We start from the raw sequence: 19,430 nt of genomic DNA, 5'->3' as shown, positions 1-19,430 counted from the left end.
GGGGCCGACGGGGCTGACGCGATCCGCGTGCCCGCCGAGCTCGCCGCGTTCCAGGAGAGCGCGCAGGATGCGGGCCGCACCGCCGTGCTCGTCGCCTGGGACGGGCAGGCGCGCGGCGTCCTCACCGTCGCCGACGCCCTGCGTCCCTCGAGCGACGACGCCATCTCGCGTCTGCGCGGACTGGGACTGCGCCCCGTGCTCCTGACTGGCGACGGCCGCACCGTCGCCGAGCGCGTCGCCTCCGAGGTCGGCATCGACGAGGTGATCGCCGAGGTCATGCCCGAGGACAAAGTCTCCGTGATCGCCCGCCTGCAGAGCGAGGGTCGGAAGGTCGCGATGGTCGGCGACGGCGTCAACGACGCGGCCGCCCTCGCCCAGGCCGACCTGGGCCTGGCCATGGGCGGCGGCACCGACGCGGCGATCCAGGCCGCCGACATCACCCTGGTGCGCAGCGACCTGCGCTCCGCGGCCGACGCTGTCCGCCTCGCACGCCGCGCCCTGCGCACGATCCGCGGGAACCTGTTCTGGGCCTTCGCCTACAACGTCGCCGCGATCCCGTTGGCCGCGCTCGGCCTGCTGAACCCCATGCTCGCCGGCGCGGCCATGGCCTTCTCCAGCGTGTTCGTGGTGCTCAACAGCCTGCGCCTGCGCACCTTCCGCGCCGACGCGCGCTGAGGGGTCGGGGGTCGCGCGGGGCGGCCGGCGCGTGTGCAGCGCCGGTGGTGCACAGCTCGTCCCTGGAGCGCGAGGCGACGTGCCCGCTCCTGGATGCGGCGCCCTGTTCGCTCCTGGCGCGACCTCTTCACGACCTCACCCGCCGGGCATAGCGTGGACGTCGAGTCCCGCCTCGCGGGAACCCCCGAGCGAAGGGAAGCATCATGACCGACCTGACCGGACGCACCGTCGCACTCATCGCGAACCGCGGCGTCGAGGAGCCCGAGCTCGACAAGCCCCTCGCCGCCCTCCAGGAGGCCGGCGCGAAGACCGTGCTGCTCTCCGCCGAGGACGCAACGGTCGTCGCCCTGAATGGTGATTGGGACCGCGGCAAGGAGTTCCCCGTCGACGGCCCCATCACGGGCGCGAACGCCGACGACTTCGACGCCCTGGTCCTTCCCGGCGGCACCCTGAACGCCGATTCCCTGCGGATCGACGAGGACGCCGTGGGCCTCGTGAAGGCCTTCGCCGCCGTGGGCAAGCCCATCGCCGCGATCTGCCACGCCCCGTGGATCCTCATCGAGGCTGGCCTCGTCGACGGTCTGCGGATGACCAGCTTCACCTCGGTCGCGACCGACCTGCGCAATGCGGGAGCCGACTGGGTCGACGAGCAGGTCGTCACCGACCGCGGCATCACCACGAGCCGCAACCCCGGCGACCTCGACGCCTTCAACGCCGAGGTCATCGCACGCCTCGCCGGCTGACGCGGTCGCCCGGGGCGCATAGCGCGGGGCGCGGAGCGCACCGTGCCTCCCGCTGTGCCTCGCGTTTGAGTGCTGCGTAATGGTCGTTCTGGAGGCTCATAACGACCGTTGCGCAGCACTGTTCGTGTGTGACCCCTGTTTCGGGTGCTCCGGGGTGGCGCTCGGAGTTTGAGTGCTGCGTAACGGTCGTTCTGGAGGCTCATAACGACCGTTGCGCAGCACTGTTCGCGTCGAGCCAGGAGTCGGGGCCGGGACCCAAGCCCCAGGAGTCAGGGCCCAGGATCCAGGACCCAGGGGCCAGGACCCAGGGGCCAACGCTCAGCCCCCACACCCCCAGCTCAGCCCTCCCAGCCGTGCGAGCGGAGGGCGGCTCGCACCTCGTGCACCGCGAGCCGTCCGTGGGATCGGAGGTGCTCGGCGACGGTGCGGATCTCGAGCCACCCGTGGGCCGCGCGGCGCTTGGCGCGACGGATGTCCTTCGCCAGCTGCTCGGGCGTGAGGTGGCTGGGTCCTTCGTGCTCGACGCACACCTTCCACTCCGGCCAGCTCAGATCCGGTTCCCCCAGGTCGACGCCGTTCTCCCAGACCCTGACGTTGAGCTGCGGATCGGGGATGCCGGCGCGCACGAGCGACAGCCTCAGCGACGTCTCGGCCGGGGAGTCGCTGCCGACCCGGGCTCGTGCGAGCGCTGCGCGCAGGGGAGCCCGCCCGGTGCGTCGGGAGGAGTCGATCGTGAGGCGCAGACCCTCGGGGGTCGCGTACGGAGCGGAGCGGCCCTCGAGGCGGGGGCGCGGGTGGCGGATCAGGTGATCGAGCACGGAGACGAGGTCGTCGGGCGTCATGTGCTCGACGAGGTCCATCGCTGTGCGGACCCGACCGGTGAGTCGGCACCCCTGTGCGTCGAGGACGTCGTCACGGTCGATCGTGAGTCGGTGCCAGACCAGCATCCTCGAGCTGCGCCGTGCATGGGCGCTGGTGAGGTGGATCTGCTGGGTGTTTGCGATATCGAGGGCTGAGGGGAGCGGTATGCCGAGGACCTGCGCGGCGGTGGGTCCGCACAGCATCACGCTCGCGTCGGACCAGCGCAGTGCCCGCGCGACGTCCTCTGCAGTGAACCGTGGACCTCGCCGGTAGAGGCCCCGCTGCACCCGCCCCAGGTCCGGCGCCCGCAGTCGGCCAGTGCTGACGCCGGCCGTGAACGCCTCGGCAGCGGTGAACACGGGCCCGAGAGAGCTCGGCAGCGGTTCCGGGGTCCGTGTCATCGCCCCAGGGTGCACGTGGCGGGGTGGGCTGTCGGCCGATCATCCACATTCCCCTGGTCAGACCGGGTCGCGCCTCTAGTCCTCACTGACCGAGTTCCGCGGCTGCCCTTGCGCCGCACCCGACTCGCGCCGCACCCGACACGCGACGGACGTCCTCCGCGCGAGAGAGCCCCGACCGAAATGCAGCCCCTCCGCGGCCCCCTTACTTCACCGCGCCCATCGAGAGCCCGCGCACCAGCTGCTTCTGGGCGATCCAGCCGGCGAGCACCACGGGCAGGGAGGCGATGACCGAGGCGGCGGAGAGCCGCGCGAGGAACAGGCCCTCGGAGGTCATCGTGCTCATGAGGTAGATCGGCACCGTGGCGGCGTTCGCGGCGGTGAGGTTCAGGGCGAAGAAGAACTCGTTCCACGCGAAGATCACGCAGATCAGCGCGGTGGCCGCGACGCCGGGCGCCACCATCGGCAGCAGCACGGTGCGCATCGTGCGCATGAGGGAGGCGCCGTCGATCGAGGCGGCCTCGAGCACCTCGCCGGGCACCTCGAGGAAGAACGAGCGCATCATCCACACCGCGATCGGCAGGTTCATCGCCGTGTAGAGCACGATCAGCGTGAGCAGGTTGTCGAGCATCCGCAGCTGTCCGGCGATCACGTAGATCGGCATGATCACCGCGACCACCGGCAGCATCTTCGTGGAGATGAAGAAGAACAGCACGTCCTGGGTCTTCTTCACCGGCCGGATGCTGAGCGCGTAGGCGGCGGGGATGGCGAGCACGAGCACCAGCAGCGTCGAGCAGGCCGTCGCGATCACCGAGTTCAGCAGGTAGCTGCCCGCGCCGGAGGCGAGCACCGCCTTGTACTGGTCGAGGGTCGGGGTGAACAGGAAGGTGGGCGGGTTCGAGGCGGCCTGCGACTCCTGCTTGAAGCTCGTGAGCACCATCCAGGCGACCGGCGCGAAGAAGATCAGCCCCACGATCCAGGCGAGGATGCCCAGCAGGCGTCCGGTCGTGGTGCCGCGGGCGCGCTTGGGTCGGATCGCGGGGGCGCCGGGGGCCGACGTGCGGGTGGCTGCGGACCCAGCGGGCGAGGGCCGGGGCGACGGGGCGGGGGAGGCGTCGGCGACGGTGCTCATGACTGCTCCTTGGCGTTGATGCTGCGGAAGATCAGGCGCAGCGCGAGCGTCGAGATGATGATGGTGGCGACGACGGTGACCACGCCCATCGCGGCGGACTGGCCGATGTCGAAGCCGAGGAACGCGCGCTGGTAGATGTAGAACGGCAGGTTCGCGCTCGCCGTGCCCGGTCCGCCCGCGGTCATCAGGTAGATCTGGTCGAAGGTGTTGACCACGTAGATCGCGCCCAGCAGCACCGAGAGCTCGATGTAGAAGCGCAGGTGGGGGAGCGTGATGTGGCGGAACGTCTGCCACGGGGAGGCGCCGTCCATCGAGGCGGCCTCGAGCACGTCGCCGGTCTGCGACTGCAGGCCGGCGAGCAGCAGGAGCATCATGAACGGCGTCCACTGCCACACCAGCGCCACCACGATCGAGAACACGGGCAGCTGGCTGGTCCAGTCCACGGGGCCGACGCCCACCAGGGAGATCAGCCAGTTCACGAGCCCGTAGGTGGGGTCGAACATCGAGATCGACCAGAGCATCGCGCCGGCGACCGGCATGATGAGGAACGGCGTGATGAGCAGGGTGCGCACGATCCCGCGGCCCAGGAACTTCCGGTCCAGCAGCAGCGCCAGCCCGAGCCCCAGCAGCAGGGCGACGGCCACGCAGGCGAGCGTGATGAGGATCGAGTTCAGGGCGGCGCCGCGGAAGGTGGAGTCGCGGAAGATGTCGAGGAAGTTCTGCAGGCCCACGAACTCCTCGCCCTCGGGGCGCAGGAGGTTGCGCGAGCGCAGCGAGTACCAGATGGTCAGCAGGAACGGGATCTGCGTGCAGATCACCACGAACACGAAGGCGGGCAGGAGCGGCAGGCGCCGGCTCCACCCGTCGGCCCGGGACTGCGCGGTGCCGCGCGGCGCCGCGGTGCGACGGGGCTGCGAGCTCCCGCGGGACTGCGGGGCCCCGGTTGCGGCGGCGGTCGTCATCGTTCAGCCCTCCCATCCGTAGGTGCGGGCGACGGACGCGGCGAAGGTCTGCGCCTGGGAGAGGGCGTCCTCGACGCTCTGCCCGCCGGCGATCGCGGCCGAGAGCTGCTGGCCCACCCGGGTGCCCAGGTCCTGGAACTCGGGGATGCCCACGAACTGCAGTCCGGGGTAGGGGACCTCCTGGGTCATGGCCTTCTCCTGCGTCGCGTTGTCCATCGAGTCGAGGGTGGGGGTCGCGTAGTGGGCGGCGAGCTTCTTGTACTCGGGGATCTCGTAGGTCGAGCTGCGGGAGCCCGGGGGCAGCGCCTCCCAGCCCACCTCCTTCCCGACCAGCTGGAAGTAGTCGGGGTGGGTCATCCAGGCGATGAAGTCCCAGGCGGCCTGCTTCTTCGTGGAGGTCTCGGGGATCGCGAGCGCCCACGAGTAGAGCCACCCGGTGGACTCGGTGTCGACCGTCGGCCCGAGCGTGTAGTCGGTCTTGCCGACGACGGTCGAGGAGTCGGGGTTCTCGATCCCGGAGACCATCGAGGAGGCGTCGAACCACATGGCGGCGTTGCCCTGGGCGAACTGGGTGAGGCACTCGCCGAAGCCTGAGGTCGCCGCGCCCGGCTGGCCCCAGGTGCGCACGGTGTCGACGTAGGTGGAGACGGCCTCGTGGACCTCCTCGGAGTCCAGTCGAGGCGCCCAGTCCATGTCGAACCAGCAGCCGCCGAAGGTGTTGATGGCGGTGTTGATGGGCGCGAGGTTCTCGCCCCAGCCGGCGAGTCCGCGCAGGGCGATGCCGGACATGCCGTTCTCGGGGTCGTGCAGGGTCTTCGCGAACGAGCGGATGTCGTCCCAGCTGGGGTGGCCGGGCATCGTCAGCCCGGCCTCGTCGAAGAGGTCCTTGCGGTAGACGAGGAACGCGCTCTCGCCGTAGAACGGCACCGAGTACATGGACTTCCCGGAGGTCAGGGCCTCGCGGATGGTGGGGATGAAGTCCTCGGGCTCGTAGCCCTCGGTCTTGTCGATGAAGGGCTGCAGGTCGGTGAGCCAGCCGTTCTTCGCCCACAGCGGGGTCTCGTAATTGGAGATCATCACGACGTCGAACTCGCCGCCGCCCGAGGCGACCGACGCCGTGATCTTCGCGCGGGCCTCGTTCTCCGGGAGCGACACGAAGCGCACGTCCACGTCGGGGTGGTCGGCCCGGAAGTGGTCGACGAGCCCGATCGCGTCCTGCATCTGCGGGTTCGAGACGATCGCGACGACGATGGACTGCTTGCCGCCGCTGCTGCCCGAGCCGCAGCCGGCCAGGCCCAGGCTCGCCGCGCCGGCGCCGAGCGCGCCCGCGCCCAGGACCGTGCGCCGGCTCGGACGGGAGGAGGAGGTTCGGAGGGCCGACGGGGCCGGGGTCGCGAGCCGACGTCGGAGTCGGACCCGCAGGTGGTCGGTGCGGTCGATGGGCCGTCGCGAGCGGCCGCACATCTGATGGGCGGACGTGCTCATCTGATTCGTGAGCGTAGTCATATACGCTTCGCGGAGCAACAGGCGGAACGGAATCGGGACGCGGGTGCGGCGCGCGGCGTCGGCCGGCCTCCCCGGAACCAGCCGCGCCGATCCGGCGCGACACGACGTCGCCCACCATGACCATCACGACTGCCACGACCATCACGCCCCCTCGACCACCCACAGGAGCTCCCATGCCCGCGGACGACGGCTCCCTCAAGGCGCATCTGGCGACCGAGTACTACGTCCAGAATCGCTCGAAGGTGGACATCGCGAAGGAGCACGGGCTCTCGCGCTTCCAGGTCGCGCGGATGCTCGAGGAGGCGCGTGCGCAGGGCATCGTGCGGATCCAGATCCACGACCCGGCGGAGTCGGGCCGCGATCTCGCGCCGCTCGCCGAGCAGCTCGGCATCTCCCGCGTCGTCGTCGCCTCCCCGCGCGTGGACGAGACCATGCGCGCGGCCCTCGCCCGGCAGGTCGGGCGGCTGCTGCCGGACCTCCTGCACGACGGCGGGCGCCTCGGGGTCGCCTGGTCGCGCACGCTCATGCACCTGCCCGACTCGCTCGACGCCCTGCCCAGGGTCGATGTCGTCCAGCTCGTCGGTCCTCTGAGCGCGCCGGGCTACTCGAGCGCGCACTCCTCGGCCCTCATCCATACGCTCGGATCCTTCGCGGGCGGCGGCATCTGGGCGCTGCCCACGCCACTGATCGTCGACTCGCCCGAGGTCGCTGCCTCGCTGCGCGGCATGGACGAGGTGCGCTCCGCGCTCGAGGCGGCCGACGAGATCGACGTCGCGACCGTCTCGATCGGCGCCTGGTGGCCCGGCGCCTCGACCCTGTGGAGCCGGCTCTCCGAGGACGAGCGCGGCCGGGCGCGGGAGGCGGGCGTGGTCGCAGAGTGCGCCGGCGTCCTCGTGGACGCCGAGGGGCGGGTCGCTCGGGCCGGCATCGAGGAGCGCGTGATCGGGGTGGGCGCCGAGCAGCTGCGGCGCGCGCACGTGGTGGCGGTCGCCCCGGCCGTGGGTCATCCCGAAGCCGTGGTCGCGGCCGCCCGCGCGGGCCTCGTCGACGACCTCGTGCTCTCCGCCGAGCTCGCGACGCAGGTCGCCGATCTGCTCGGGTGAGAGCGAGGACTGCTCATCTGATCCGGGCGCTGGTATCGTCGGCCCCGTCTCCATCCGCCGATGACGAAGGATGCGTCATGACCTCCCTGAACGCCGCCGCCCTGCCCGAGATCGCGGCCGCAGGCCGGATCCCGGTCCCCGATGTCCCGCTCGAGGAGAGGTCCGTCGGCATCGTCCACTTCGGCGTCGGCGGCTTCCACCGGGCCCACCAGGCGATGTTCCTGGACCGCCTCATGCGCGCCGGCCGCGACCTCGACTGGGCGCTGTGCGGCGTGGGCCTGCTGCCCGGCGATGCACGCATGCGCGACGCGCTCGGGGCGCAGGACGGGCTGTACACCCTGGTCACGAAGGCGCCCGACGGCACCCAGGACCCGCGGGTGATCGGCTCGATCGCCGAGTACCTCTTCGCGCCCGACGATCCGGAGGCCGTGCTTGCGCGCATGAGCGAGGCGAGCACCCGCATCGTCTCCCTCACCGTCACCGAGGGCGGCTACAACTACAACCCCTCGACCGGCGAGTTCCAGCGCGAGACGCCCGCCGTCGCCGAGGACGTGCGCACCGCCTTCGGCGGCGAGGGGAGCGGGGACGCGCCCGTCGGCCACCCGCAGACGATGTTCGGCTTCGTCGTCGAGGCGCTGCGTCGCCGCCGCGAGGCCGGCACGCCCCCGTTCACGGTGATGTCCTGCGACAACGTGCGCGGCAACGGCGACCTCGCCAAGCGCATGATCCTCGCCTACGCGCAGCTGCGCGACGAGGCCGGCCTGCACGGCGATGCGCCCATGGCCCCGTGGATCGACGAGCACGTCGCCTTCCCCAACTGCATGGTCGACCGCATCACCCCGGTCACCGCCGAGTCCGACATCGAGATGATCTCCCGCGAGTACGACGTCCAGGACGCCTGGCCCGTGGTCAGCGAGGACTTCGTGCAGTGGGTGCTCGAGGACTCCTTCCCGCTGGGCCGCCCCGCCTGGGAGGAGGTGGGCGTGCAGATGGTCGAGGACGTCGAGCCGTACGAGCTGATGAAGCTGCGCCTGCTGAACTGCTCCCACCAGGCCATCGCCTACTTCGGGCTGCTGCTCGGGCAGACCTTCGCCCACGAGGCCGCGCAGGACGAGGACCTCGCCCCCTTCACCCGCAGCCTGTACATGGACCGGGAGGGCACGCCCACGGTCCCCGACGTCCCCGGCATCGACCTCGACGCCTACAAGGACGAGCTCATGGCGCGCTTCTCCAACGCGCACGTGCGCGACACCCTCGCGCGCCTGGCCGCCGAGTCCAGCGACCGCATCCCCACCTGGATGGTGCCCGTGATCCAGGAGAATCTCGAGGCCGGGCGCGACGTGAGCGCATGCGCGGCGATCGTCGCCTCCTGGGCCCGCTACGCCGAGGGCACGGGGGAGAACGGCGAGGAGTGGCCCGTCGTCGACCGTCTGCACGACCGGGTGATGGCCGCCGCCGCGAAGCACGACGAGGACCCCCTCGCGTTCCTGCGCGACGCGGAGCTGTTCGGCGACCTCGTCGAGTACGAGGCCTTCACGACGCCGTACCTCCACGCCCTCGACGTGCTGCGCACGCGCGGTGCCCGGGCGCTTCTCCAGGAGCTGCACGCGCGGGTGTGAGCGCGGGGGCGCTCGACGAGGGCGGCCCGGAGCGAGAGCGGCTCAGCTGGTCCGAGCGTCAGCTGGTCCGTGGGGCCGTGGGGCCGTGGGGCCGTGGGTCCGTAGACCGACGGGTCAGCGGGCCGACGTCCGCGGCCTGCGCCAGACCATCACCGCGACGAGCAGCGCCATCACGATCGTGGTGAGCGCGATGGGCAGCGGCACCAGCGGATCGATCAGCACCACGAGCACCGCGAGCGCGAGCGCGGTGCTCACCACGGCGTCGGCCGAGCGGCGGAGCACCACGCACCACATGCCCACCAGGAAGATCGCGATCGGCAGGGAGACCGCGTAGGCGGCGGCGATCGGTCCGATGGCCGATTCGCCGGTGGCGACGTCGACCTCGAGCTCGATGCCCACGGAGAACGCGCCGGCGGCCGCGAAGATCACGTAGTGGCCGTACCCGTACATCAGGGAGTTCCGCAGAGCGCCGTCGATCGCCTCGGAATGCCGGGGCCAGAAGTAGACCCACCACAGCGCCGCCGTCACGATCAGGCACAGCACTCCCAGCGGGACCAGCTGCGTGAGCGGGACCTCGGCGTCGCGCGCCTCGAGGATCGCGTGGGAGGACGCGAGCAGGCTCTCGCCGAGCAGGATCAGGGTGAATCCGCCGTAGCGCTCGGTGATGTGCTCGGGATGCCAGGGGGTGCGTCCGCGCTGCTCGGCGATGACGGGAACGCTGATCTCGGCGAGGATCAGGAAGATCGCCGCGGGGATCAGCAGGCCGTGCGGCAGCAGGAGTATGAGGCCCCAGAGCGCCTGGACGACGGCGATGCCGATGGCGTAGTGGAGGGCCGCTCGGCGCGCCTCGTCCGTCGAGGACGGCGTCATGGCCGCCCGCAGCCACTGCACGACCATCGCCAGGCGCATGACGACGTACCCGGCGATCATCACGCCGAAGGAATCGTGCTCGAAGACGGGCCCGACGCCCGCGGCCACCACCATCACGCCGCCCATCTGGGCGATGGTGAGCACCCGGTAGAGCCAGTCGTCGGTGTCGAACGAGGTGGCGAACCAGGTGAAGTTCATCCACGCCCACCAGATCGCGAACAGCACCATCGCGTAATGGCCCACGCCGCTGAGCACGTGCGACGCGGCGAGGGCGTGGTGGAGCTCGGTGCCCGCGATGCTCACGGCGATCACGAAGACCAGGTCGAAGAACAGCTCGAGGGACGAGCCGGCGCGTCCCTCCTCGTCCGGGTCGCGGGGTCGCATCGGCAGCAGCCGCCAGCGGGAGGCGGTGGTCGTGGTCATGGGCACCTCGGTGGGGACTGGGGACTGGGGGCTGGGGGATGGGCGGATGCACGCGGTGCGCGGGGACAGCGCTGCCGAAGTCTCGATGAGGGTACTTGGCGTGGCAGACGCGCACCCACCTCGAGCTCGACGCGCGTACCTCTTCGCCAGCAGGCGAGGTCTCCCAGGTGGTGTGGTGGGCCCGCCCTCGCATCACGAGGATCGTCGGTGCCGTCACCGCGCGGCGCTCGCCGTTCGTCAGTCCGTTCGAACTCTCACGCTGGACCGCCTCGACGACTCATCAGCTGTCCGTGGCGGGCGGTGGGTCGGACGATGCCTCCCCGTGCCCTGTTCCGCGGTCCGGTCCCGCAGAACGGGTTCGGCGTCTGCTGCCCACCTGGATCGCCACCGCAGTGCCTGTCACGAAAACCAGGGCGGAGAACAGCAGCGCTCCCGGTACAGCAAGATCAGTGCTCAGGGCCAGACCCCAGATGATGCCGCCGATCCAGAGGCCACCGTCGACGCCGAGGTTCCACACCACCGAGGCATGGCCGGGGTCCATGCGCAGCATCGCCGCGTGCAGGGTCACCGTCTGTATGATCCCGACTCCCAGGCCGATCAGCGCCCCGGCCACGATGATCGCCATGAGGCCGTCGATCACCACGCCAGATGCTCCGCCCACGGCGAGCAGAAGCGCACCGGCGATCGTGGTCGCGCGGGCACTGGTCCTGGCTTCCAGCTCACCGCCGAGCCCGCGCCCGAGAGCGTTCCCGCCTTGCACGGCGAACACCACCACGGCAGTGCTGCCGAACGCGGACGCGAGGACCGGAAGGCTCGACAGCCCGTGCGAGAGCAGCACCACGGAGACCAGCAGCAGCGTCAGCACGAGCCACGGAGCATCGGCGACTGCGCCTCGCAGACCTCGTGGCCGTGAGGGCACCGGTGTCGAGGAAGGCTCCGATGCTGCGTCCGAGTGTGGTCTGCCGACAGCCCCGGGGAGGCCGAGCGAGAGCCCGATGGCGAGCACCCCGGCGACGAACGCGCACACCCCGAACACGGGGAGGGAGAACGTGAGCGCGAGCTGCACGCCGGCGGGTGAGCCCAGTGCCGACGCCGCCATGGTGATCAGCCCGTAGGTGCCCAGCGATCGGCCGAGTCTGTCCGGTGCGACGAGCAGCGCCACCCCGAGCGCACCGGCGACGATCAGCGTGCCGAATCCGGACCCGCTCGCCACCGCGCCGACCAGCAGCATCGACGTGTTCGCTGCCCACCCGGTGACCAGCGCCCCGACCGCAAGCAGGGCGAACGCCCCCAAGAGCACGAAGCGCAGGGAGAATCGGCGCACCAGGGCTGGAGTGAACACCTGCACGCCCATCACGAACGCCATCATCGTGCCCACGAACACGCTGCTCAGCCCTGGCTCATCTGCGCGGGTGATGGGGATGAGCGAGTAGAGCGTGAAGAAGACCGCGACACCCAGCGACACCGCCGCCGTCAGCGACACCACCGATCCACGAGCGTTCGAAGCCATCCGGCCACTCTATGGAACGGGGGAAGCGGGTCCAGGGGTGCCGGATGATGTCCTGCCGCGACAGAGGGCAGGCGAGGTGGCCTCGTGCTGGATCCGCCGCGACCCAAGAGTTCAGCGAGGGCGCAGCCGAACCACGTGAATAGGTTCCGGGCCCGACGGAAACCTGAACGCCGCAGGAAGGCAGGGATCGCGGACGAGATCGATCGGAGGATGCCGCCGCACGCGTCGGCGTCTCCTGCAGCCCCGAGGGTTCACTGAGGCTCGCTCTGTCGAGGTTCGGTGGCGAGTCCGGGCACGCCTCTAGCTCGTGTGCTTCGCGAACAGGACGCCGGCGGCGGTGGCGACGGGGCTGACTCCCGCCAGGCGGTAGGCATCCCAGAGACTGACCTGAGTGGCTGTGAGCACTGGGCGCCCCGCGGCGGCGTCCAGCACGCTGCCGAGTCCAGCCGTGTGCAGAGCGGTCTCCGGGACGACCACGGCCTGCGCGTCAGGCGACAGCGACCGCATCACCAAGTCCGTGATCTGCCCGGCACCCCACGTTGCAACCTTGCGATCGGATCCCGCATCGAAGTCGTACCGCCCGACGGTCTCCACCCCGGCTTCCGCGAGCCGGTCCACGAAGGGCTACGAGCCGTCGCGATGGTAGATCGAGGCGAGTGAGACTCGGGAGATCCCCAGGTGGCCGAGCGCGCGTTGGAATGCGGCGGTGGTGCTCGTGACGGGTGTCCCCGTGATGCCGGCGAGCGTGTCCAGCTGCTGGGCGACGCCCTCCGGGCCCTGGAGGAAGCTGGCGCTCGTGACCCCGAAGATCGTGGCGTCGGGGCGGGCGTCCTTCGCGATGAGCGGAGGGATCGATGCGCGGAGATGAGTTTCGCTTCCGAGGCACCGGACAGCGTCGTAGCGCTCGCTGGTCGGAAGGTCGGCCAGGTCGTCCACGCCGTCGGGCCAAGGGAAGTAGATCGGCCGCACGAGTGCGGCCGGATCCGCCCGCCGCGCCAGTTCGATGAAGTCGTCCTCGCCGCTCTCGGGAGTCGGATACAGGAGGTCGAACGTCAGCATGGATCGAGTCTGCAGGGGCTGCATGGAGTGCTGCAATGCCCTGTCGTCACTCGCATCGGCTGTCCCCAGACGGTATGCCGCAGCCAGCGGATCCATCGCAGGACGGCTTCTTCGAGCCCTGCGAGTCGGGGCTGAGGCGGCACGGCCCTGTCACCGCGTAGTGCTCGACTCGACGGACGGGTGCAGCCGGAGAATGCCGCGTGGTGGACGGGACCGATGCGCGGTCGGCCGGTCACACCCGCTGGGCAATCACGACCCACTCCCGGCCCGGCCGGTCCGGGGCGTCGCGGACCTCGCGGATGGTGAAACCGGCCGCAGCGAGGGTCCTCTCCAGCTCAGGCATCGACCGGAATATGAGCGTCGACTCGTTCGGCACGATCGAGCCGTCGGGCAGAGTGTTGTCGGAGCGGATGGTGACGTAGGGCTCCTGCACGTCGACCACCTCGAAGACGTCTCGCACCGTTCCGACCCCTTCGACCTGGTATGTCGAGGATCCCCACTCCGCCCACTCTTCCCACGCGCGACGCTCGGGGATGCGGGTTTCGAAGACCAGGTACCCGAGGTGGTTGAGCGCGTCGTGGATGGCGCGCAGCGTGCCGAGCCACTGCTCATCGGTCACGAAGACCTGAGCGACGTTGCCGGTCATCATGGCCAGGTCCGCTGAGGAGATGGAAGGAAGCGCCTCGGCTGTCCCGTGGACCCATCGGACCTTCTCTGCACCCGGCTTGGCCCGGGCCACGTCGAGCATGGCACCGGCGGGGTCGACCCCGGTGACGACGTTTCCGCGGTCCGCCAGCATGATCGCCAGCGTCCCGGTGCCGCACCCGATGTCGATCACCGAGCCAGCGGCCAGTTCCTCGACGATCGCCGCGTAGTGGTCGAGGTCCTCTCGGGAGCCCTCTGCCTGGTCGTAGATCGCGGCCGATATGGGGTTGTCGAAGTTGCTGCCCTGCTTCGCTTGGTTCACGGCCACAATGCTCAGCGCCTCCGCCGCACCGGTCAACCGCTTAGTCGCATGCCCGCAAGCGGGTCTCTCACCGTGCACACATCGGCCGCACCGACTCCGCCGATGAGCTTATTGACACGGCCAGGCCCTCAGCCTGGTTGCCGTCGACGGCCCCACCGACCCCGCGGGGCGCCTGTTGTTCAGCGTGCTCAGCATGGTCGCTGAGTTCGTGGCCGTCCTGATCTGCATGCGCACCCGCGGGGGCACGGCCGTCGCCCGCGCGAAGGACCGGATACGCGGCAAGCAGCCCAAGCTCCCCGGCGCCCAGCGCGGGTACCTGGCTACCCGGTACCGAGCAGGTGGACACATCCAGGCCGGCCTCGCCGGGCTGTTCAACATCTCCCGCACTACCGTCCATCGCGAGATCCAGCGAGGCTCAGCGCTGATACCTACGGTGTGACCATCGAGTGGTGTATTGACCCATTGAGACCGCCATTCGGCAGCGGGTATCAATCAGTGGGGATGGGCGTCGCCCGCCTGCGTCTTCCGGATCCCCCTGTTCATGGGGGTGAAGCCCGCCTTGAGGTAGGCGTCCCAGGGAGCGCGGTAGTAGGGCAGCGGGGCAGAGTTGATGAACACGGAGTGCCCACCCAGCTCGCCCGTGAGGCGGCACGCTTCGAGTGCGAGTGTCTGCGCCAGGCCGAGTCCTCGGTGCGAGGGGACGATGCCCAGCGGCTCCAGCTCTGCCCAGCCGCTCACGGGGTCCAGCCAGAAGGTGCAGCAGCCGGCCAGTGACCCGTCCGGCGCTTCGATCACCAGATCCAGGTCCCGCCTGTAGAGGGGAGCGGCCTGCATGCTCTCGAGGGCCGACGAACTGAACCTGCTCTCCGCATTCGGGTCGATGTTCCCGCCGGAGCCGTCTGTGAAGGGGAGCTCCGCGGGCTTCCATGCTCGCCTGTGGGTCTCGATGCGCCGCCCCTCTTCACCGTCCTCCATGGGGCGTATCCGATAGCCGGAGGGCACGTGCGCTTTGAAGCTCTCGGCCGGATGGCTCAGACCGGCGAGAGGAAGTGCTTCCGCGACCAATCCACGGCTGATCAGATCCTGTTGAAGTGCATGCTGCTCGTGATGAACGGCAATGCTGAACCGCGAGCCGGCGGCCACGTCGAACAGCCACGACGTGAGTGCTGCTGTGGTGGCGTCGTCCTCGGGGGCGCACTCGAGCCGTGTGTCATCGGCAGAGAACGCGGCCCACCCCGTGACTCCCGTGGGGGAATGAGCGATGACCTTGTGGTCGGGAAGCTGGCCCGTGCTGATCTCCCACGCGAGCCCTCCGGGGTGGGTACAGGCGGGGAACATGTCGGACAGTGCTCGCTGGATTCCCACCCCATCGGCGTCCATCGTCCCGTTCCACGGCGACAGATGAGGCGTGCAGCCAAGGGAGTGCATGGGGCCAACGGTAGCCCCGGGCAGCAACGGGATTTCCGGGAGCTTCGTTCGTCCGGCTGGGGTCTACCTCGACCTGGAGATCTTCCACAGAACCGCAGTTTTGGACCCTGTGCGACCGAGGAATCTACGGTCGCGTAACTGCCGCTCAGGGTAGGCCTCAAAGAGGCAGATGTGTGCAATTGGGGTCACCAGCGACGAGCGAGAATCCGGCCGTTGGCCGTACCGTGGATTCGTGGAAGAGATCCGGGACGCCCTTGTCGAGGCAGCGGTTGCCCGGTGGCCCGAACACGACTGGAACGCAGGCGACATGCACTGCGGGGCGTTCCATCTCGTACTGACTGCCCCGGACGGCCCGACTGTGCGCGCGATCCAGGGTCATCGAGGACGCGAGCGCAGTCGGCGCGAAGCTTCCGTGCTCGCGGCATTGGAAGCCTGCCGACTGTCCCTCGTCGTGCCCAGAGTCATCGGGGGACCGATCTGGTCTGAGGTTCCGCGAACGTGGCTCACCTTGGTGACGACCGCGCCGGGGGCATCCGAGGCCGATCTCCAAACATGCACGTCCCAGCGTCTCGCCGCGTACGCCGAGACGTTGGATTCGCTCCGATTGGCATCGTCACGCGTTGGCGACACCCTGCCGCCGACACGTGCGTGGTGCGGAGGGGAACGCTGGCCGGACATCGTTCGCCGCGTCTTGATTCCCTTGCTCCACGAGTCGGTGCGCGCCTGTGCTGCAGAGCGCGTGGAGAGCCTGATCGATGCCGAAAGAGGCGCCTCGCTCACGCTCTGTCACGGCGACTTCGGCCCTCACAACATTCTGTGGACGAACGACCGAGTCGACTCGGTCATCGACTTTGACCATGCCTGTATCGGCGATCCCGCGATCGACCTCGCACCTCTGATCAGCTTCCACGGCGCGGCGAATGTTGCGCCGCTGGGTCCACCGGACGAAGTCCGAAGGGCGATGCTCCACCGAGCGGCCTTGCCTCTGCAGGTTGCAGCGGCCGCGCACCTCGCGGGACTTCGATCCCTCCGTGACCACGCACTCGGGAACTTCGAGCGTCGCGCCGATGAAGGCACCCTGTTCGACCCGAACGGCGACAGGCCGGACTGACGCGTCGCACACGGTCTTGTCGCGTGCGCTGCCCTCCACGGAGCACCCCGCCGCGCGGGCGTCTGCGCGCCCGTCGAGGCCGGGTCCGCGCCAACCTTCACGTTGACAGGTGCGCGAGTGGACCGATCGCACGACCAGCGAGCTCGTTCATCGTCGCGATGAAAGACTGGCAAGGTGAACGTGCGCCTGACCGACCGAATCCTCCCTCTGGTTCAGGCGGACGGCGTGCTCGGCCTGGGCGAGCCCACCCACGGCAGTGCGAACGCCTTCTCATGGAAGTTCGATGTGATCTGCGAGCTCGCCTCGAGGGGATTGCTCGGCGCGGTCGCATTCGAGGACTCCTACATCCTCGGAACCCGAGTCGACCAGGCTCTGAACCACGGGGGAGATCTCGCTGAGCCCTGGCGCGATGCTCTCAGCCTCTGGCGCACCACCACGATCAGCGAGGGGATCGCGCGCCTGCAGTCCATCAACGCGACCCTGCCGGCTCAGGAACGCGTTCGCTTCCTCGGCATCGATTCCAAGCCCGCTCACCATTCCGCGCTCGCGCTCCTCGACGCCGGCGCATGGGCGCCGCCTCTGCGACGGATCGCGCGACGCGAGCCGTTTGTTGAGTCGGAGCTCGACGAAACACGCCGGGCCTGCAGGCACTTCGCTCGACATCGCGACCCGCACACCGCGGCAGCCGCACGCCAACTGCTGCGCTACATCGACGTCTACCTTGCTGAACCCGACCTGCAAGGGCTCCACCGACGCGACACGCACATGGCCGAGACGCTGCTGGAGAGCCGTCCCCATCGAGGCATCACTGTGGTCTGGGCGCACAACGAGCACGTCGCGCGCAACCCCGACAACTTCGGCGGACCGTCAATGGGCCAGGTACTCCACTCGCGAATCGGCACCAGGTACACGTCGATCGGAATCCTGTGTGGAGAAGGTGCCTGCCGAGCGGTCGACCCTTCCAGCGGTGACAAGGAATACCGCAGTGTCCCGCTCCCCACCGCCGGCCCGAATACAACAGAGGCGGCCTTGAAATCCCTTCGAGCGGACTTCGTCACCGCAGCGGAGTTCACACACCCCGGGCCGCGCCGATTCATCGGCTGGAAGCTCGACAGCAGCCTCACGGAACTCGCCGCCTGTCGAGAGTTCGAGCTGCACCGCCCCTCCACGGATTTCGACGCCATCGTCTATCTACCGTCCAGCGTGGCAGATGCCTCGATGGGGCACGGACCTGTCGCACGAGCAGGTGACACCTGATCTCGCATCAGCACCTAACGGTGGCGCGACCATACATGGAGGAAGTAGCCGAGCTCGGCTGGTTTCCACTGGGGGTAATCGGCTCCCTGCCTCGCCAACCCTGGATGGATCGCGTGGTTCAGGAGGCCGCGCGCCCGGCTAGGTACTGGAAGCGCGCTGAGGACGGCGAACCATAATCGGTCATTGGAGGTCAACAGCCCGGCGGTCCTGTACGCCGAGGTCGACGACGTGGTAGTGCCCTGGCATATCGCGCACTAGTGTCTGACGCATGCGTAGAGGAGTGGCGATTGCGGGCGTCGTGGCCGCGGGAATATGGGCCTGGGGCGAGTGGCAGAACCGCCGATGGTCACGGACCCTTGTCAACGACCCGCCCGGAAGCTCTGAGGCGATTGTGGTGCTGGGCTTCAAGAACCCTCAGCCAGATGCCAACTTCATCAACCAGATCCGCGTTCAAGTAGCTCTACGTTCCATCGATCCGACCGCTGAGACGCGACTGATCTTTAGCGGAGGGCCAACCACGGCTACGAGGTCGGAAGCCCGAGTGATGGCCGACTACGCCGTGAACAAGCTTGGGTATCAAGGCGCCTATCTGCTCGAGGAGGAGAGTCGCACGACCTGGGACAACATCGCGAACTCGCTCCCGATGATTGAAGATGTCGACCGAATCAAGATCGCGTCACTGCCCGCCCACGCACTCAAGGCACGGGTGTACGTCCGGAGGCAACGGCCTGACCTGGCCTCCAAGCTAGTCAAGGCTGCCGACTACAAATTCGGCGAGTGGGCGGCGCTCAAACCTGCACTAGCCGCCTACAGCCAACGCACCTTGCGAGCGGTGCGGGAAGACCTGCCCTGAACGTGAGGGCACCCCACGGCCGGGCAGCGCGAGCACATCGCGGAAACGAGTTAGCACGAACCCGATCCCTCGCCCGCGCCAGAAGCGGTCCCATTCGGGTCAGAGGTTGGTGCAGGCCTTCTTCACGAAGAGGCAGCCTCGCGCTAGCGGGGTCCAGTGCCAATGAGGCGCGCCGCGCGCGCAGCCCACTCCGTCAACGGAGCAGGCAGGTCATCGACGGAGTAGAAGCGCACCTCATCTACCTCGTGGGGAGAGCGCGGCTCCGGCACCCCCTCTACATGTGCGCTGTACAGGAGTCGGACACCATGACGCTGCACACCGTCCCCGGGATCGTAGACATTGTCATGCACTCCAAGGATCTCTGCCCGAACCACCTGTAGCCCTACTTCTTCGTCCACTTCGCGAATTAACGCTTCACCAGGCGGTTCACCAAAGTGCACCCCTCCGCCCGGCAGTGACCATCGGCCGGACCCGACTTGATGGGCAAGCAGAAGACGGGCGCCGTCGCAGATCACGGCGAAGACCCCAACTCTCGTACAACGCGTTCGCATGGCAACAGGTTCTCATCTGAGTGGCGGGACCGTCGTGGGGCGGAGTGATCTCTTGCGCGTGCGAAGCGGACCTTGGGTGACAGTTTCTCCGACGCAGCGTCACTGTTGCTCTGGGGTATACCTCAACGCGACACCCCATTCGATACGGGCCACGGTTCACAATCGGGTCCTTGGCGGTGATTGTGCGACGCATCTGTCGTGCTTCGCCTGCAGGTCACCTCACTGGCACACATTCGGCGAGATCACGGGTGAGGTGGATCGTTCCTCGCGCCGAGCGACGACCCCGAGTCTCCGGGGAGCCAGAGAGACCAGCGACATCTCCCGGTCAGAGCACTCCACATTCCGCATGGTGCCCGACCCGCTCCGGATCGCTCCGCCACCGCACCCGCCCACCCTCCCCAC

The 19,430-nt window shown here is 69.1% G+C and carries 19 protein-coding genes; 8 read left to right on the top strand and 11 right to left on the bottom strand.

What is annotated here, in order from left to right; all coding sequences use genetic code 11:
* Nucleotides 1–675: HAD-IC family P-type ATPase (locus MHY49_RS16485; RefSeq protein WP_239205945.1), on the top strand; the 675-nt coding region annotated here is incomplete at its 5' end.
* A gap of 203 nt (nucleotides 676–878) precedes the next feature.
* Complete coding sequence (locus MHY49_RS16480; protein ID WP_239205943.1) at nucleotides 879–1,418, top strand: type 1 glutamine amidotransferase domain-containing protein; 540 nt, start codon at nucleotides 879–881, stop codon at nucleotides 1,416–1,418.
* A 338-nt stretch (nucleotides 1,419–1,756) separates the two neighbouring features.
* Here MHY49_RS16480 and MHY49_RS16475 read toward each other — a convergent pair whose 3' ends face one another.
* The 4 genes from MHY49_RS16475 to MHY49_RS16460 all read right to left on the bottom strand — a co-directional run bounded on the left by MHY49_RS16475 (nucleotide 1,757) and on the right by MHY49_RS16460 (nucleotide 6,256).
* On the bottom strand, nucleotides 1,757–2,680 hold the full coding sequence (locus MHY49_RS16475; RefSeq protein WP_239205941.1) for a hypothetical protein: 924 nt from the start codon (nucleotides 2,678–2,680) through the stop codon (nucleotides 1,757–1,759).
* A 202-nt stretch (nucleotides 2,681–2,882) separates the two neighbouring features.
* Complete coding sequence (locus tag MHY49_RS16470) at nucleotides 2,883–3,809, bottom strand: carbohydrate ABC transporter permease (protein WP_239205939.1); 927 nt, start codon at nucleotides 3,807–3,809, stop codon at nucleotides 2,883–2,885.
* Nucleotides 3,806–4,771, bottom strand: coding sequence for a carbohydrate ABC transporter permease (locus MHY49_RS16465; protein WP_239205937.1), 966 nt, complete (start codon nucleotides 4,769–4,771; stop codon nucleotides 3,806–3,808). Before MHY49_RS16465 ends, MHY49_RS16470 begins: the two co-directional genes overlap by 4 nt.
* A 3-nt stretch (nucleotides 4,772–4,774) precedes the next feature.
* Nucleotides 4,775–6,256, bottom strand: coding sequence for a sugar ABC transporter substrate-binding protein (locus MHY49_RS16460; RefSeq protein WP_239205935.1), 1,482 nt, complete (start codon nucleotides 6,254–6,256; stop codon nucleotides 4,775–4,777).
* A 194-nt stretch (nucleotides 6,257–6,450) separates the two neighbouring features.
* On the opposite strand from MHY49_RS16460, the gene MHY49_RS16455 reads away from it, so the two are divergent.
* Both MHY49_RS16455 and MHY49_RS16450 read left to right on the top strand, forming a co-directional pair.
* Complete coding sequence (locus tag MHY49_RS16455) at nucleotides 6,451–7,380, top strand: sugar-binding transcriptional regulator (protein WP_239205933.1); 930 nt, start codon at nucleotides 6,451–6,453, stop codon at nucleotides 7,378–7,380.
* Between the two features lie 77 nt (nucleotides 7,381–7,457).
* Entirely contained in the window at nucleotides 7,458–8,999 is a 1,542-nt protein-coding gene (locus tag MHY49_RS16450) for a mannitol dehydrogenase family protein (protein ID WP_239205931.1), read from the top strand.
* A 114-nt stretch (nucleotides 9,000–9,113) separates the two neighbouring features.
* Here the strand turns inward: MHY49_RS16450 and MHY49_RS16445 are convergent, their stop codons facing one another.
* From MHY49_RS16445 to MHY49_RS16425, 5 genes are all read right to left on the bottom strand, one after another.
* Nucleotides 9,114–10,292, bottom strand: a complete 1,179-nt coding sequence (locus MHY49_RS16445) for a low temperature requirement protein A (protein WP_239205929.1) — start codon at nucleotides 10,290–10,292, stop codon at nucleotides 9,114–9,116.
* A gap of 280 nt (nucleotides 10,293–10,572) precedes the next feature.
* A complete protein-coding gene (locus MHY49_RS16440; protein WP_239205927.1) occupies nucleotides 10,573–11,802 on the bottom strand; it encodes an MFS transporter in 1,230 nt (409 codons plus the stop codon).
* Nucleotides 11,803–12,102: 300 nt separating this feature from the next.
* On the bottom strand, nucleotides 12,103–12,420 hold the full coding sequence (locus MHY49_RS16435) for a hypothetical protein (RefSeq protein WP_239205925.1): 318 nt from the start codon (nucleotides 12,418–12,420) through the stop codon (nucleotides 12,103–12,105).
* Between the two features lie 6 nt (nucleotides 12,421–12,426).
* Nucleotides 12,427–12,861 carry a hypothetical protein gene (locus MHY49_RS16430; protein WP_239205923.1) on the bottom strand — a complete coding sequence of 145 codons (435 nt, stop codon included), beginning with the start codon at nucleotides 12,859–12,861 and terminating at the stop codon, nucleotides 12,427–12,429.
* A 232-nt stretch (nucleotides 12,862–13,093) separates the two neighbouring features.
* On the bottom strand, nucleotides 13,094–13,828 hold the full coding sequence (locus tag MHY49_RS16425) for a class I SAM-dependent methyltransferase (RefSeq protein ID WP_239205921.1): 735 nt from the start codon (nucleotides 13,826–13,828) through the stop codon (nucleotides 13,094–13,096).
* A gap of 193 nt (nucleotides 13,829–14,021) precedes the next feature.
* Here MHY49_RS16425 and MHY49_RS16420 point away from each other — a divergent pair, with 193 nt between their 5' ends.
* A complete protein-coding gene (locus MHY49_RS16420; protein ID WP_239205919.1) occupies nucleotides 14,022–14,267 on the top strand; it encodes a recombinase family protein in 246 nt (81 codons plus the stop codon).
* A gap of 53 nt (nucleotides 14,268–14,320) precedes the next feature.
* Here MHY49_RS16420 and MHY49_RS16415 read toward each other — a convergent pair whose 3' ends face one another.
* Complete coding sequence (locus MHY49_RS16415) at nucleotides 14,321–15,256, bottom strand: GNAT family N-acetyltransferase (RefSeq protein ID WP_239205917.1); 936 nt, start codon at nucleotides 15,254–15,256, stop codon at nucleotides 14,321–14,323.
* Nucleotides 15,257–15,488: 232 nt separating this feature from the next.
* Between MHY49_RS16415 and MHY49_RS16410 the strand changes: the two genes are divergently transcribed.
* The 3 genes from MHY49_RS16410 (at nucleotide 15,489) to MHY49_RS16400 (ending at nucleotide 18,477) form a co-directional block, all read left to right on the top strand.
* A complete protein-coding gene (locus MHY49_RS16410; RefSeq protein ID WP_239205915.1) occupies nucleotides 15,489–16,367 on the top strand; it encodes an aminoglycoside phosphotransferase family protein in 879 nt (292 codons plus the stop codon).
* A 174-nt stretch (nucleotides 16,368–16,541) separates the two neighbouring features.
* Complete coding sequence (locus MHY49_RS16405; RefSeq protein WP_239205913.1) at nucleotides 16,542–17,624, top strand: erythromycin esterase family protein; 1,083 nt, start codon at nucleotides 16,542–16,544, stop codon at nucleotides 17,622–17,624.
* A gap of 394 nt (nucleotides 17,625–18,018) precedes the next feature.
* A complete protein-coding gene (locus MHY49_RS16400) occupies nucleotides 18,019–18,477 on the top strand; it encodes a YdcF family protein (protein WP_239205911.1) in 459 nt (152 codons plus the stop codon).
* A gap of 143 nt (nucleotides 18,478–18,620) precedes the next feature.
* On the opposite strand, the gene MHY49_RS19415 is transcribed toward MHY49_RS16400, so the two are convergent.
* On the bottom strand, nucleotides 18,621–19,028 hold the full coding sequence (locus MHY49_RS19415; protein ID WP_370646196.1) for an NUDIX hydrolase: 408 nt from the start codon (nucleotides 19,026–19,028) through the stop codon (nucleotides 18,621–18,623).
* Nucleotides 19,029–19,430 lie beyond the last annotated feature (402 nt).

It is taken from the genome of Brachybacterium sp. ACRRE, from assembly GCF_022346485.1.
GTDB classification, from domain to species: domain Bacteria; phylum Actinomycetota; class Actinomycetes; order Actinomycetales; family Dermabacteraceae; genus Brachybacterium; species Brachybacterium halotolerans.
The sequence above is the reverse complement of the archived record's forward strand: the minus strand, read 5'-3'. Positions and strand labels throughout refer to the sequence as shown.